Source organism: Pseudomonas sp. 21615526 (genome assembly GCF_013386245.1).
Classification (GTDB): Bacteria; Pseudomonadota; Gammaproteobacteria; order Pseudomonadales; family Pseudomonadaceae; genus Aquipseudomonas.
Genome location: NZ_JACAOM010000029.1, coordinates 22,975 through 36,957, shown reverse-complemented (window position 1 = coordinate 36,957; position 13,983 = coordinate 22,975). Strand labels below are relative to the sequence as shown.

Genomic DNA, 13,983 nt, shown 5'->3' with positions numbered 1-13,983 from the left:
GAAACAGGGCTAGACGCTCTGAAACTCAGGTGGTACATTCGGCCCCGCACTGGTTTCTCCACTGCCCCCTGCAAGCCGTCGCCGACGCTCTCCTTTTCGATTAGTACGCGATCCTGTCGCCTTCTCTGCGGCGCGGCCTCATTAAGCCAAAAGCTTAATTTCCCCCCCTCCATAAATGATTACGTCATTCCTATATGAATCTGACTGAACTCAAGCAAAAGCCGATTACCGAACTGCTCGAATTGGCCGAACAGATGGGCATAGAAAATATGGCCCGTTCGCGCAAGCAGGACGTGATTTTCTCCCTGCTGAAAAAGCACGCGAAAAGCGGCGAGGAAATCTCCGGTGATGGCGTGCTGGAGATTCTCCAGGACGGCTTCGGCTTCCTCCGCTCTGCAGACGCTTCCTATCTCGCCGGCCCAGACGATATCTACGTCTCGCCGAGCCAGATCCGTCGCTTCAACTTGCGCACCGGTGACACCATCGTTGGCAAGATCCGCCCTCCAAAGGAAGGCGAGCGTTATTTCGCCCTGCTCAAGGTCGACACGATCAACTACGATCGTCCCGAGAACGCGAAAAACAAGATTCTCTTCGAGAACCTGACGCCGCTGTTCCCGACCGTGCGCATGAAGATGGAAGCCGGCAACGGTTCCACCGAAGACTTGACCGGTCGTGTCATCGACCTGTGTGCCCCGATCGGCAAAGGCCAGCGCGGCCTGATCGTGGCCCCGCCGAAAGCCGGCAAGACCATCATGCTGCAGAACATCGCAGCGAACATCGCCCGTAATAACCCTGAAGTTCACCTGATCGTGTTGCTGATCGATGAGCGTCCGGAAGAAGTAACCGAAATGCAGCGCACCGTGCGCGGCGAAGTGGTTGCCTCGACGTTCGATGAGCCGCCAACCCGCCACGTGCAGGTTGCCGAAATGGTGATCGAGAAGGCCAAGCGCCTGGTCGAACACAAGAAAGACGTGGTGATCCTGCTCGACTCCATCACCCGTCTGGCCCGTGCCTACAACACCGTGATCCCAAGCTCCGGCAAGGTGCTCACCGGTGGTGTCGATGCCCACGCCCTGGAGAAGCCGAAACGTTTCTTCGGCGCTGCGCGGAACATCGAAGAAGGCGGCTCGCTGACCATCATCGCCACCGCACTGGTTGAAACCGGTTCGAAGATGGATGAAGTGATCTACGAAGAGTTCAAAGGTACCGGCAACATGGAACTGCCTTTGGACCGTCGTATCGCCGAGAAGCGGGTGTTCCCGGCCATCAACATCAACCGTTCCGGCACGCGCCGCGAAGAGTTGCTGACCGCCGATGACGAACTGCAGCGCATGTGGATCCTGCGCAAGCTGCTGCACCCGATGGACGAAGTTGCGGCCATCGAGTTCCTGATCGACAAGCTGAAAACCACCAAGACCAACGACGAGTTCTTCCTGTCGATGAAGCGCAAGTAACACGACGCTTCGGTCAAAAAGGATGGCGCCCCATGGGGCGCCATTTTTTTTGTTTCTGGAAAAGGAGTTTTGGCTTTAGTGTGTGTCTGTTTAGAAACAAATTCGCGTGTGTGACTACACTCGCTGTCCATCCGATCAGGCAAATTACAAGATTTTATGACCATTCTCGCTTATCGCAGGGACATTGACGGCCTGCGTGCCATAGCTGTGCTCGCTGTTGTGCTGTTTCATTTTGGTGTACCGGGCTTTACCGGCGGCTTTGTCGGCGTCGACGTGTTTTTCGTGATCTCCGGCTACTTGATCACCTCGATCATCTGGCGCGAGCGTGAGGCCGGCCGTTTCAGTTTTGTCAGCTTCTGGGCCAGGCGAGCGCGGCGTATCCTGCCGGCACTGTTCGTGATGATGCTCGGCGCGCTGGTGGTGGGCTGGTTCCTGCTGGCGCCCAAGGATTACAGCGAGTTGGGGCGCTCGATACATAACCAGGTGGTGTTTATCTCCAACCTGTTTTTCATGCGTCAGGACGGTTACTTTGATGTGGCCTCCGATATCAAACCGTTGCTGCATACCTGGTCATTGTCGGTTGAAGAACAGTTCTACATCCTCTTCCCACTGCTGCTGACACTGCTGTCGAGCCGGCTCAAATATTGGCGCACGGCGCTGTTCGTATTGTTGCTGGTGTCATTCGGCATGAGTACATGGGCGGTGGCCCACGCTCCGGAAAGAGCCTTTTTCCTGCTGCAGATGCGTGCCTGGGAGCTGTTGGCGGGCGCAATGCTGGCGGTAATGCCGGTACGCGAGTACCGCGCCAGCCCGGCGTTGGCGCAGGCCGTCAGCCTTGCCGGCCTCGGCCTGATCCTGCTGGCGGTCTTCGCGTATGACCCGAGCACGCCGTTTCCCGGCGCCGCAGCGCTGTTGCCGGTGGTGGGCGTGGTCTGCCTGATTTGGGCCAACGGCCAGCAAACTACCCTGACCAGCAAGCTGCTGGGTAGCCGCTTGCTGGTGGGGATTGGCCTGATCTCCTACTCCTGGTACCTGTGGCACTGGCCGGTGTACGTGTTTGGCAAGTACGCCAGTGTCGACGGGCTGGGCCCGTGGGAGCTTGGTGCACTGTTTGTGTTGAGCCTGGTGCTGGGTTATGCGTCCTGGCGGTTTGTCGAGGCGCCGTTCCGTGAACGTCGGCTGTTGGCAGGGCGCAAGCAAATCCTGGTGGCGGCGGGTATCGCGCTGCTTGGGGTGGGACTGCTCGGCAAAGGCCTGGTCATGACGAAGGGCTTGCCTTGGCGCCTGTCGCCCGAGGCGCTGCAATTTGCCCAGGCGCGCGAGTGGAGCCCGGACCTTATGGCCTGCCTGGTGGATGGTGGGAAAAATCGCCACCATGGATTTTGTCATTTCGGGCCTCAGTCCGCGCCGACGCGCGCGCTGGTCTGGGGCGATAGCCATGCCACGGCGCTGGTTCCGGCGTTGCGAGACGGCGCCAGCAAGTACGGTGTCAGCGTCACCCAGGCAGGTTATGCCGGTTGCCTGCCGTTTAATCGCAAGGAAAGCGTTCCGGGCTGCTTGACCTTTAACCAGCAGGTCACGCAACTGCTCGGCAAGGAAACCTTTAGCGACGTGGTGCTGGTGGCGCGCTGGAGCCTGTATGTCTATGGGCAGCGCGATGGTGATACCGAGGCTTCGTTGCTGGACCCGGCGACCGGAACCTATGACCGCGCCTTCGCCGAGCGGCGCTTCGCTGAAAGTCTGGGCGCCCTTGTGCAGCAATTGCGCGCCAGCGGTCATCGGGTGTGGCTGGTCAAGGAAGTCCCCCTGCAGGAATTCAGTCCGCCTTACCGCCTGAGTCGCCTGGCGATGCTCGGCCGGCCCACCGACAAAGAAGGCATGCCCCTGGATGAGCACCTCCAGCGCCAGGCCTATATCAGCAGCGTATTCGAGCGCATGGCGGCGGCTGATCCCGGGGTAAAGGTAATGGATCCGGCGCCCAAGTTATGCAGTGCGAATGACTGGTGCCGGGTGGAACTGGACGGTCAGTCGCTGTACACCGACGACAATCACCTCTCGGCGGTTGGTTCGCGGTATGTCGAGGCGTTTCTTGAACCCTTGTTCAAAGCCTTGCGCGATGAAACCCAGGCATCGGCTCTTTGAGTCTGTGTCGTCGGCAATGCTGCTCAATAAGCTGCCAGCGACCGTAAGAGCAGGTAGGATGTACGCCTATTTTACGGGTGGCATGGTTAATGAAATTCAAGGATCTTCGGGATTTCGTGCAGCAACTTGAGCAGCGCGGAGAGTTGAAACGTATCCAGGTGCCGATTTCCCCGGTCCTGGAGATGACTGAGATTTGCGACCGCACCTTGCGCAACAAGGGCCCGGCGCTGCTGTTCGAAAACCCGGTGGGCTTTGATATTCCGGTGCTCGGCAACCTGTTCGGCACCCCCGACCGCGTGGCGTTTGGCATGGGCGCCGAGTCGGTCAGCGAACTGCGCGAGATCGGCAAGCTGCTGGCCTTCCTCAAGGAACCCGAGCCACCCAAGGGGCTCAAGGACGCCTGGTCGAAGCTGCCCATCTTCCGCAAGATCATCGCCATGGCCCCCAAGGTCGTGAAAGACGCGGTTTGCCAGGAAGTGGTGATCGAAGGCGAGGATGTCGACCTCGGCATGCTCCCCGTGCAGACCTGCTGGCCTGGCGACGTCGGCCCGCTGATCACCTGGGGCCTGACCGTCACCAAGGGCCCGAACAAGGACCGCCAGAACCTCGGCATCTACCGTCAGCAAGTGATCGGCCGCAACAAGGTCATCATGCGCTGGCTGAGCCACCGTGGCGGCGCCCTGGATTTCCGTGAGTGGTGCGAAAAGCACCCCGGCCAGCCATTCCCTGTTTCCGTGGCCCTGGGCGCCGACCCGGCGACCATCCTCGGCGCCGTCACTCCGGTGCCCGACAGCCTGTCCGAGTACGCTTTCGCGGGCCTGTTGCGCGGCAATCGCACTGAGCTGGTGAAATGCCGCGGTAACGACCTGCAAGTGCCGGCCACCGCCGAAATCATCCTCGAAGGCGTGATTCACCCGGGCGAGATGGCCGATGAAGGCCCCTACGGCGACCACACCGGCTACTACAACGAAGTCGACAGCTTCCCGGTGTTCACCGTCGAGCGCATCACCCACCGGGTCAAGCCGATCTACCACAGCACCTACACCGGCCGCCCGCCGGATGAGCCGGCGATCCTCGGCGTGGCGTTGAACGAAGTGTTTGTGCCGATCCTGCAAAAGCAGTTTCCGGAAATCACTGATTTCTACCTGCCGCCCGAAGGCTGCTCGTACCGCATGGCCATCGTGACGATGAAGAAGTCGTACCCCGGCCACGCCAAGCGGGTAATGCTGGGTGTGTGGTCGTTTTTGCGACAGTTCATGTACACCAAGTTCGTTATTGTCACCGACGACGACATCAACGCCCGGGACTGGAACGACGTGATCTGGGCCATCACCACGCGTATGGACCCCAAGCGCGACACGGTGATGATCGACAACACGCCGATCGACTACCTCGACTTTGCTTCCCCGGTATCGGGCCTCGGCTCGAAAATGGGCCTGGACGCCACCCATAAATGGCCGGGTGAAACCACCCGCGAATGGGGCCGCGTGATCGTCAAGGACGAAGCGGTCACTGCCCGTGTCGATGCGCTCTGGAAAGAATTAGGAATAGATTGATGCGTGTAACCCTGCAGCCTTCCGGTGCGGTACTTGAACTGACGCCCGGCGAGCGGATCCTCGAGGGCGCGCGCCGCCTGGGCTACGATTGCCCCCAGGCCTGCCGCAATGGCGTGTGCCACGTGTGCGCGGCGCTGCTGGTGGAAGGCCGGGTGCAGCAAGCCGGTGAGGTGCGTGACCATGGCGAGTTCTATACCTGCATTGCCGAACCGCTGGAAGATTGCATTGTGTTGTGGGATGGCGTGCTGGCGCCGGGAGAATTGCCGGTGCGCAAACTGTCTTGCCAACTGAGTGAATGCGTCGAGGTGGGCGGTGACGTCTGGCGCGTGCGCCTGCGGGCTCCGGCCGGCAAGGCGGTACGCTACCACGCCGGGCAATACCTGATGATCGAGCGGGAAAACGGCGAGAAGTCGGCATTCTCCCTGGCCTCGGCGCCCCACGCCGGGCGCGAGCTGGAATTGCACGTGCTGGCCCGGGAAGACAGCGCCCGCAGCCTGCTGGAGCAGTTGCAGCGCAACCAGATGGCCCGCATCGAAATGCCGTTTGGCGACACCCACCTGGCGGAACTGCCCGACGGGCCGCTGGTGCTGATCGCCGCCGGCACCGGCATGGCCCAGATGCATAGCCTGATCGAACACTGTCGCGCCAGTGGCTTCAAGCACCCGGTGCATCTGTATTGGGGGGTACGTCGACCGGAAGACTTCTACGACATCGAGCACTGGGACCAGTGGCTGCAACTGCCCAACCTGTTCCTGCACAAAGTGGTCAGCGACCTGTGTGGCTGGGAAGGGCGCTGCGGGCTGTTGCATGAAGCGGTGTGCGAAGACATCAGCGACCTCAAGGCCGTGCATGTCTACGCCAGTGGTTCACCGGCGATGATCTACGGCACCCTGGATGCGCTTGTCGAGGCCGGCATGGATGCACACCAGATGCGTGCTGACGTATTTGCCTACGCACCCCGCCCGTAACATGTGGCGAGGGAGCTTGCTCCCGCTGGGCTGCGCAGCAGCCCCGAAACAGTCGCTGGGTTCTATCTTTAAGATCGCATGAACTTCAGGGCCGCTTCGCGACCCAGCGGGAGCAAGCTCCCTCGCCACAGAAGCCTTTCAGCGGCTTGATCAGAAACGAACGCCCGTGGTCACCATCGCCGCATTGAACCCGAGCAACACCAGCTCGGCGGCGACCGGCCCGTAGTGGGTGCCCACCGAGGGGATGATCACCGGCGCTACCCCCAGTCCATTCAGCGGAATCTTGTCGCGGTACTTGCCGCGATAGCCCTGGATCAAACCCCCTGTCAGCTTCAAGTACACCGGGTAATCGGGCATGTCGTAGCGTTTGCCGGCATAGGCGTAGTACGAACGCTGGCTGAACGAGTTGCGAAACGTCGCCCCGCCATACACCAGGCCTGACGCTTCATTGCGCTCCAGGCCGATCAGGTCCTGGTTGTTGTTGTGGTCCTTGTCCGGCGCAAAATGCCGGGTGTAGACGCTCGTCTGGGCATACCAGAAGCCTTTTTCGTCCTGGGTCGGCACTTCCGCCGCCAGGGCGGTGGTGGCCTGTGCCAGGAACAACAGGCTGGGCAGTCGGTATTTCATGGAGTGACCTCGGTAGTCGATTCGGTTGGCGGCCAGGTGGGTCGTGACAGGCGCCTATTTTGAAGGCTCAGCGTGCCCCCAGGCTGAACCTGCGCTGAAACTACAGGGATTGAGGCAGCCAATCCTGATGAGCGGAGCGGCCTGGGCTTATGCATTCGCTTATTCTTTAAAGGTATTTAATTTGTTACATAAATATCATTAAGCTATATGCCAACGGACTACCGACTTTCTGCCAATAACCAATAAATGACCGCCACCGTCCGCCACACGGATCGATCGTACGAGCTCAGAGCATTGACGTTCTGGCTTTTGATTCCAAGGGGAGCGGTATGGGGAGCAACAAGCAGCACCTGCTGTACACGGCGATTTTGTCGGCTAATTTGCTGACCGCTGTGGGATTCAGTCCAGTGGCATCCGCCGAAACGGCCACTGCCGATGTACCCAAACTCGATACAGTCATTGTCACCGGCACCCGCGCCCAAGAGCGCACCGCCAGTGCCTCGTTGTCACCTATCGATGTGATTTCCGGCGACACCTTGCGCAGCACCGGCTCTGATGAGTTGGGCGCGGTGTTGGCCCGATTGATTCCTTCCATCAACTTTCCACGCCCGAGCCTGGTAGACGGTGCCGAACTGGTGCGCCCGGCGCAGCTGCGTGGCCTGTCACCGGACCAGGTGTTGGTGCTGGTCAACGGCAAGCGCCGCCACACCAGTGCCTTCGTCAATCTCGGCGGTACGGTTGGGCGTGGCTCGGCGCCGGCGGATTTGAATGCGATCCCGTTGTCGGCGGTCGACCATATCGAGGTGCTGCGTGACGGCGCATCGGCCCGCTACGGCTCCGATGCGATTGCCGGGGTGATCAACGTGATCCTCAAGCATGACGACCACGGCGGCTCGATCACCAGCAAGTTTGGTGAGTACAAGAAGGGCGACGGTATCCAGCGCAACCTCAGCGGCAACACCGGTGTGGCGCTGGGCGATAACGGGTTTATCAACATCTCTGCCGAAGGCGCCGACAACGATTACACCAACCGCGCCGGCAAGGACCTGCGTCCGGGCAGCGTTGGTTCGACGACCTACGGCCAGCGGGTGTTCCGCCAGGGCGAGCCGGCCACTGACCAGGGCAAGCTGTTTCTCAACTCGGAATATTCCTTCGGCGATGCGGCCGAGTTCTATGCGTTTGGCGGCTACAGCAAGACCCGCGGCGAGACGGCGGCGTTCTACCGGGCCAGCAACGCGAGCAACAACATTCCTGCGCTCAACCCCAATGGTTACCTGCCGTTGATTCGCGGTGACGTGGAAGACACGTCCCTGGCGGTCGGCCTGCGCGGGTTGTTGGCCTATGACTGGCACTACGATGTGTCGGTCAACTACGGCAAGAACCAGTACCAGATCGGTACCGAAACCATCAACACCTCGCTGGGCCTGGCCACGCCGCGCAAGTTCGACAACGGCACGTTGGTCAATGACCAGAAGCAACTCAGCCTGGACCTGTCGCGGGAATTCAGCCTGGGCTGGTTGCCGTATCCAGTGTCGGTGGCGTTTGGCGGCGAATACCTGGACCAGGGTCACCAGATCAAGGCGGGCGACCCGGCGTCCTACTACCAGACCGGCAGCTCGGGCCTGGGCGGCTTCCGTGATTCCGACGCCGGCACCAGCACGCGCCACAACTGGGCGCAGTACCTGGACCTGGAAACCAACTTCACCGAAAAACTCAGTGCCTCCGCCGCCGTGCGCCACGAGGACTACAGTGATTTTGGCTCCAACGTCAGCGGCTCGCTCTCCGCCCGTTACGACTTCACCCCGCAAGTGGCCTTGCGCGGCAGTGTTTCCAACGGTTTCCGTGCGCCGTCCCTGGCACAGCAAAACTTCGCCTACACCTCGTCGCAACTGATCGGCAACACCATCCAGGAAGCCGGCACCTTCCCGGCCAACAGCCAGGTGGCGCGCCTGCTCGGCGCTGAAGACCTGAAAGCCGAGAAGTCCCGCAACTACAGTCTCGGCCTGGTGCTGGAGCCGACCGACAACCTGACCGTGACCGCCGATGTCTACCGTATCGACATCAGCGACCGCATCAGCCTGTCCTCCAACCTGGACCTGAGCAAGAACCCGGCTGCGCTCGCGTATCTGCAGGCCAATGGCGTCGGCAACATCAACTACACCACGGTGCGCTACTTCACCAACGCCACCGACACCACCACCAATGGCGTCGACCTGGTGGCCAACTATCGCTACCAACTGGACAACGGTGTGCGCTGGAACAGCACCGTGGGCTACAACTACAACCACACCAAGGTCACCGACGTAAAAGCCAACCCGTCCGTACTGGATAGCCTGGGCGCGAGCCTGGTTCGGGTGGACCGTCGCGAGCGCATCGGCCTGCTGGGCGATACCACGCCACAGCACAAGCTGAGCCTGGGCAACGACCTGAGTTTCGGCAACTGGGCGCTGCACAGTAATTTGGTGCGCTATGGTTCATTCACCAGCTACCAGGCCGACCCGACCAACGACCAGCGCTTCAAGGCCGCCTGGCTGTTGGATCTGTCAGCCGACTACAAGCTGAAAAACTGGACCTTCACCGTTGGCGGCGACAACGTCACCGACAAATACCCGGAAAAACTCAATGCCTACGCCAGCAGTGGTGGCAATTTGGCCTATAGCACTTTTTCGCCGTACGGTTACAGCGGCGCGTTCTATTACGGTAAAGTTGCTTACAACTGGTAACAGCTTCTCGTAACAACAAAGGAGACCTAAGCGATCTGCCATGACCGCCATTGAATCTGATCTTTTGCAATTGGCTTACCCTCCGCGGCTCGATCTGGGGCCGCAACTCACTCACGAACAGTTGATGAGCTCGATGCAAGCCACCATGGCGCTGCACAAGGGTGGGCCGGTCTGGCTATTCGCTTACGGTTCGCTGATCTGGCGGCCTGAATGTTCGTCGACACAGCGGATGCGGGCGCGGGTCCACGGTTATCACCGGGGCTTGTACCTGTGGTCCCATGAGCACCGGGGCACGCCGGAAATACCGGGGCTGGTGTTTGGCCTGGATCGCGGCGGCTCGTGCAGCGGGTTTGCCTACCGCTTGCCGGAAGATCAACTGGAGGCCTCGCTGTATGCCCTGTGGCAGCGCGAGATGCCGTATCCCTCGTACCGGCCGCACTGGCTCAGCTGTCGTCTGGAAGATGGCAGCCAGGTGCAGGCGTTGGGATTTGTCCTGGAGCGGCACCTGCCCAGTTATGCCGGCAATTTGCCCGACATCGTGCTGAATCACGTGTTGCAAAGCGCTTGCGGGCGTTACGGCACTACGCGCGATTATGTCGAGCAGACCGTCAACGCCCTGCGTAGCCACGCCATGCCAGACAAGAATCTGGAGGCGCGGCTCAAGCGGTGTTCCAAAGGCTGTTCCGACGATTAACGTGCGGCACTGACGCTATTGGTGTGCCACAAGGTGGGGATCAGGAACGCGATGGCCAGCAGGCACGCGCCGATCAGCAGCACGAAACCACCGTCCCAACCGAAATGGTCAACGGTGTAGCCCATGGCCGCACTCGCTGCCACTGAACCACCCAGGTAACCGAACAGGCCCGTGAAGCCCGCTGCAGTGCCGGCGGCTTTCTTCGGTGCCAGCTCCAGCGCCTGCAGGCCGATCAGCATCACCGGGCCGTAGATCAGGAAGCCGATGGAGAACAGCGCGATCATGTCGATCATCGGGTTGCCCGGCGGGTTGAGCCAGTAAACCAGGGTCGCCACGGTGACCAGGCCCATGAACACGATGCCCGTCAGGCCACGGTTGCCACGGAAGATCTTGTCCGACATCCAGCCGCACAGCAGCGTGCCCGGAATGCCCGCCCACTCGTAGAAGAAGTACGCCCACGAGGTTTTATCCACGTCAAAGTGCTTGGCTTCCTTGAGGTACGTCGGTGCCCAGTCCAGCACGCCGTAGCGCAGCAGGTAGACGAAGACGTTGGCGAAGGCGATGTACCAGAGCATTTTGTTGCGCAGCACGTACTTGACGAAGATTTCCTTGGCGCTGAATTCGTCCTCGTGGCTGGCGTCGTAGCCTTCCGGGTAATCGTTCTTGTATTGCTCGATGGGCGGCAGGCCCACCGATTGCGGGGTGTCGCGCATGGTGATGAAGGCAAACGCCGCCACCAGCAGGGCCACGGTGGCCGGGACGTAGAACGCCGCGTGCCAGTCGTTGAACCAGGCCATGCCCAGCAGGAACAGCGGGCCGATCAAGCCGCCGCCGACGTTATGCGCCACGTTCCATACGGAAACCACACCGCCACGTTCTTTCTGCGACCACCAGTGCACCATGGTTCGCCCACTTGGCGGCCAGCCCATGCCCTGGGCCCAACCGTTGATGAACAGCAGAATGAACATCATGGTCACGCTGGAGGTAGCCCAAGGTGCGAAACCGAAAATGAACATCACCCCGGCGGACACCAACAGGCCGAAGGGCAGGAAGTAGCGCGGGTTGGAGCGGTCGGACACCAGGCCCATGAGGAACTTGGACAGGCCGTAGGCAATTGCGATCGCCGACATTGCCAGGCCCAGCTGGCCACGGGTGTAACCCTCGTCGATCAGGTACGGCATGGCCAGGGAGAAGTTCTTGCGCAGCAGGTAGTACCCGGCGTAACCGAAGAAAATACCGGCGAAGATCTGCCAGCGCAGGCGTCGGTACGTGCTGTCTATTTTTTCTTCAGGCAGGGGCGCCTGATGTGCGGCAGGACGGAAGAAAGCAAACATTCAAGAGCTCCAGATTTCTTGTTTTGACTGCGGATGCGAATGTTACAGTTTCGTTACCGAAAATAGCACCGCCTCTTATCTGCGGGCATAGGAATTGAGTGCAATTGCATGTTCTTTTACGAACATGTCGCTTAGAGGCAAGTGAGGGACGTTTTCAGGAGGGGATGCCAAGAAGCTGTGGTGAGGGAGCAAGCTCCCTTACCACAGGCAGTGATTCGGTTCAGTTGCCGTTGGCGGCTGCGATATCACCTGGAAGCAGGTGTTCCTGGATCTTCTGGCTGCGGGATTCCACCAGTTGACCCTGGTCGTCGAAGCGCAACACGATCAGCCAGTCATACACATTTTCCGGCCATTTCTTCATGCCGGTCAGCGCCGCGCCGTCACCGCCGAAGGCCTCGATCAACTTGTCGATATGCCCGTGATGCCAGGCGATCAACACGGTCTGCGCCTGGTTGGACTTGCGCAGGGACTTCACCAGCTTGCCGACTTGATCATCTGAGTAGGGGGTTTCAAGCGGGAGCTGCAGGCGCTGGGCCAGAGGTGTCAGGGTCAGGCGCGGGCGAGAGCTTTCCTTGCTGTCGCTGGTAGCGATCAGCCGCTGGGGCACCACGGAGATGCCGTTCAACAGCAGCGGGTCGAAATAGCTGGCGTAGGCCGCCGCCCGCTGTTCGCCGTTGGGGCTCAGCAACGGACCTTCATCGGGTTTTTCCGCATGGCGCACGATCAGCACCGTCACGTTGTTCAGCCCGCGTACATCCTTGCCCTCTTTATGGGCAAAGGCGTGAGCCGACACCATCATCAACAACCCCAGAAACAGCGCGCGCAGCGGTGTGACCATTATTCATTCCTGCCAGTGAGTGAGTGCCTCGGCCGATCATGGGCCCAGGCACTCCGCGGACAAAATGAAACAATAGTCAGCGTAGCTGCACCACGACCTTGCCCACAGCCTTGCGCTGGCCGAGGTCGTTGATCGCCTGCGCCGCCTGCTCCAGCGGGTACACCTGGGACACCAGCGGCTTCAACTTGCCCTCGGCGAACCAGCCGAACAGTTGCTGGAAGTTGGCGGCATTGTCCTGCGGCTGGCGCTGGGCGAACGACCCCCAGAACACCCCGACCACCGCCGCGCCCTTGAGCAGCGCCAGGTTCACCGGCAACTCGGGAATGCGCCCGCTGGCAAAGCCCACCACCAGCAGCCGGCCATTCCAGGCGATGCCGCGAATGGCCTGGTCAAACAGGTCGCCGCCCACCGGATCGTAGATCACATCCACGCCGTTGCCGCCGGTAAGGCGTTTGATCTCGTCCTTGAGGCTGGCTTCGCTGTAGTTGATCAACTCATCGGCACCGGCAGCCTTGGCCACCGCCAGCTTGTCGGCGCTGCTGGCCGCGGCGATCACTCGGGCGCCCATGGCCTTGCCGATTTCCACCGCAGCCAGGCCGACGCCGCCGGAGGCACCGAGCACCAGCAGGGTTTCCCCGGGTTGCAGGTTGGCCCGCTGCTTCAGGGCGTGCATCGACGTGCCGTAGGTCATGCTGAAGGCGGCGGCGGTGTTGAAGTCCATGCTCGGCGGGATCGGCAGCACGTTGTAGCCCGGCACCGCGACCTGCTCGGCGAAGCTGCCCCAGCCGGTCAGGGCCATCACCCGGTCACCGACCTTCAGGTGGCTGACGTTCTCACCGACTTGGCTGATCACGCCTGCCGCTTCACCGCCCGGCGAAAACGGGAAGGGCGGCTTGAACTGGTACTTGCCCTCGATGATCAGGGTGTCCGGGAAATTGACCCCGGCCGCATGCACGTCCAACAGGATTTCGTTCTTCTTGATCGCCGGGCTTTCGACGTCTTCCAGCACCAGGTTTTCGGCGGGGCCGAAGGCTTTGCACAGCACAGCTTTCATCGGACTATTCCTTTTGGCGTGTTGGCCGATAAGTGTAGGTGGGCAGGGCGACGGGTCAACGAGCATGCCCCGGCCTGATAAGTCGCCATAAGCTTGTGCTCAGGGCTGCTAGCGTTATGCTACTGGGCAACCGAATTGAGGAATGAACTGTGAAAGCGTGGATCCTGTTGATGCTGGCCCTGACACTGCCGACGGCAGCCCTGGCCGAAGAAGCCAAAGAAGGCGAAGCGCCGAAGGTCAGCTATATCAGCCTGAGCCCGCCGTTTGTCGGTAACTACGGCCTGGATGGCACCGCGAAGCTGCGGGTGTTCAAGGCGGATATCGCCCTGCGGGTCACCGGTCCCGAGGCAGCCGCTGCTGTGAAAGCCAACGACGCGCTGATTCGCAACCAGTTGGTGGCGCTGTTTACCCAGCAGACCAACGACACCATGAGCAGCGTTGATGGGAAGGAAAAACTGCGCCAGGAAGCCCTGAAGCAGACCCAGCAAGTGATGAACGACGAAACCGGCAAGCCGCAGGTTGAGGATCTGTTGTTCAACAACCTGATCATCCAGTAAGCCGGTCGCTTCGCGCCCTTCGCGAGCAAGCCCGCT

11 protein-coding genes are annotated in these 13,983 nt (G+C 60.8%); 7 read left to right on the top strand and 4 right to left on the bottom strand.

What is annotated here, in order from left to right; translation table 11 throughout:
* Positions 1-194 precede the first annotated feature (194 nt).
* The 4 genes from rho to HX786_RS09890 all read left to right on the top strand — a co-directional run bounded on the left by rho (position 195) and on the right by HX786_RS09890 (position 6,120).
* Positions 195-1,454, top strand: coding sequence for a transcription termination factor Rho (rho, locus tag HX786_RS09905; protein ID WP_008438874.1), 1,260 nt, complete (start codon positions 195-197; stop codon positions 1,452-1,454).
* Positions 1,455-1,610: 156 nt separating this feature from the next.
* Positions 1,611-3,596: an acyltransferase family protein gene (locus HX786_RS09900; protein ID WP_177035325.1), complete on the top strand. Its 1,986-nt coding sequence runs from the start codon at positions 1,611-1,613 to the stop codon at positions 3,594-3,596.
* Between the two features lie 89 nt (positions 3,597-3,685).
* Positions 3,686-5,152, top strand: coding sequence for a 4-hydroxy-3-polyprenylbenzoate decarboxylase (gene ubiD, locus HX786_RS09895; protein WP_134327510.1), 1,467 nt, complete (start codon positions 3,686-3,688; stop codon positions 5,150-5,152).
* Entirely contained in the window at positions 5,152-6,120 is a 969-nt protein-coding gene (locus HX786_RS09890; RefSeq protein WP_003213981.1) for a CDP-6-deoxy-delta-3,4-glucoseen reductase, read from the top strand. The genes ubiD and HX786_RS09890 overlap by 1 nt, the downstream gene beginning before the upstream one ends.
* Before the next feature lie 150 nt (positions 6,121-6,270).
* Here HX786_RS09890 and HX786_RS09885 read toward each other — a convergent pair whose 3' ends face one another.
* Positions 6,271-6,747, bottom strand: coding sequence for a sn-glycerol-3-phosphate transporter (locus HX786_RS09885; protein ID WP_177009072.1), 477 nt, complete (start codon positions 6,745-6,747; stop codon positions 6,271-6,273).
* A gap of 329 nt (positions 6,748-7,076) precedes the next feature.
* On the opposite strand from HX786_RS09885, the gene HX786_RS09880 reads away from it, so the two are divergent.
* Positions 7,077-9,470: a TonB-dependent siderophore receptor gene (locus HX786_RS09880; RefSeq protein ID WP_178912007.1), complete on the top strand. Its 2,394-nt coding sequence runs from the start codon at positions 7,077-7,079 to the stop codon at positions 9,468-9,470.
* A gap of 40 nt (positions 9,471-9,510) precedes the next feature.
* Positions 9,511-10,164: a gamma-glutamylcyclotransferase gene (locus tag HX786_RS09875; protein ID WP_003213974.1), complete on the top strand. Its 654-nt coding sequence runs from the start codon at positions 9,511-9,513 to the stop codon at positions 10,162-10,164.
* On the opposite strand, the gene glpT is transcribed toward HX786_RS09875, so the two are convergent.
* The 3 genes from glpT to HX786_RS09860 all read right to left on the bottom strand — a co-directional run bounded on the left by glpT (position 10,161) and on the right by HX786_RS09860 (position 13,390).
* Positions 10,161-11,498 carry a glycerol-3-phosphate transporter gene (gene glpT / locus HX786_RS09870; RefSeq protein ID WP_003213972.1) on the bottom strand — a complete coding sequence of 446 codons (1,338 nt, stop codon included), beginning with the start codon at positions 11,496-11,498 and terminating at the stop codon, positions 10,161-10,163. The two genes, HX786_RS09875 and glpT, sit on opposite strands and share 4 nt — an antisense overlap.
* A gap of 220 nt (positions 11,499-11,718) precedes the next feature.
* Positions 11,719-12,336 carry a flagellar basal body-associated protein FliL gene (locus tag HX786_RS09865; protein WP_178912006.1) on the bottom strand — a complete coding sequence of 206 codons (618 nt, stop codon included), beginning with the start codon at positions 12,334-12,336 and terminating at the stop codon, positions 11,719-11,721.
* A 76-nt stretch (positions 12,337-12,412) separates the two neighbouring features.
* Entirely contained in the window at positions 12,413-13,390 is a 978-nt protein-coding gene (locus HX786_RS09860) for an NADPH:quinone oxidoreductase family protein (protein WP_003213968.1), read from the bottom strand.
* Positions 13,391-13,539: 149 nt separating this feature from the next.
* Here HX786_RS09860 and HX786_RS09855 point away from each other — a divergent pair, with 149 nt between their 5' ends.
* On the top strand, positions 13,540-13,947 hold the full coding sequence (locus HX786_RS09855) for a flagellar basal body-associated protein FliL (protein WP_003213967.1): 408 nt from the start codon (positions 13,540-13,542) through the stop codon (positions 13,945-13,947).
* Positions 13,948-13,983: the final 36 nt, after the last annotated feature.

What these genes read in the sequence shown, in the direction of transcription:
- rho (WP_008438874.1), top strand. Translation starts at nt 195, where the DNA reads ATGAATCTGACTGAACTCAAGCAAAAGCCGATTACCGAACTGCTCGAA.
- HX786_RS09900 (WP_177035325.1), top strand. Translation starts at nt 1,611, where the DNA reads ATGACCATTCTCGCTTATCGCAGGGACATTGACGGCCTGCGTGCCATA.
- ubiD (WP_134327510.1), top strand. Translation starts at nt 3,686, where the DNA reads ATGAAATTCAAGGATCTTCGGGATTTCGTGCAGCAACTTGAGCAGCGC.
- HX786_RS09890 (WP_003213981.1), top strand. Translation starts at nt 5,152, where the DNA reads ATGCGTGTAACCCTGCAGCCTTCCGGTGCGGTACTTGAACTGACGCCC.
- HX786_RS09885 (WP_177009072.1), bottom strand. Translation starts at nt 6,747, where the DNA reads ATGAAATACCGACTGCCCAGCCTGTTGTTCCTGGCACAGGCCACCACC.
- HX786_RS09880 (WP_178912007.1), top strand. Translation starts at nt 7,077, where the DNA reads ATGGGGAGCAACAAGCAGCACCTGCTGTACACGGCGATTTTGTCGGCT.
- HX786_RS09875 (WP_003213974.1), top strand. Translation starts at nt 9,511, where the DNA reads ATGACCGCCATTGAATCTGATCTTTTGCAATTGGCTTACCCTCCGCGG.
- glpT (WP_003213972.1), bottom strand. Translation starts at nt 11,498, where the DNA reads ATGTTTGCTTTCTTCCGTCCTGCCGCACATCAGGCGCCCCTGCCTGAA.
- HX786_RS09865 (WP_178912006.1), bottom strand. Translation starts at nt 12,336, where the DNA reads ATGGTCACACCGCTGCGCGCGCTGTTTCTGGGGTTGTTGATGATGGTG.
- HX786_RS09860 (WP_003213968.1), bottom strand. Translation starts at nt 13,390, where the DNA reads ATGAAAGCTGTGCTGTGCAAAGCCTTCGGCCCCGCCGAAAACCTGGTG.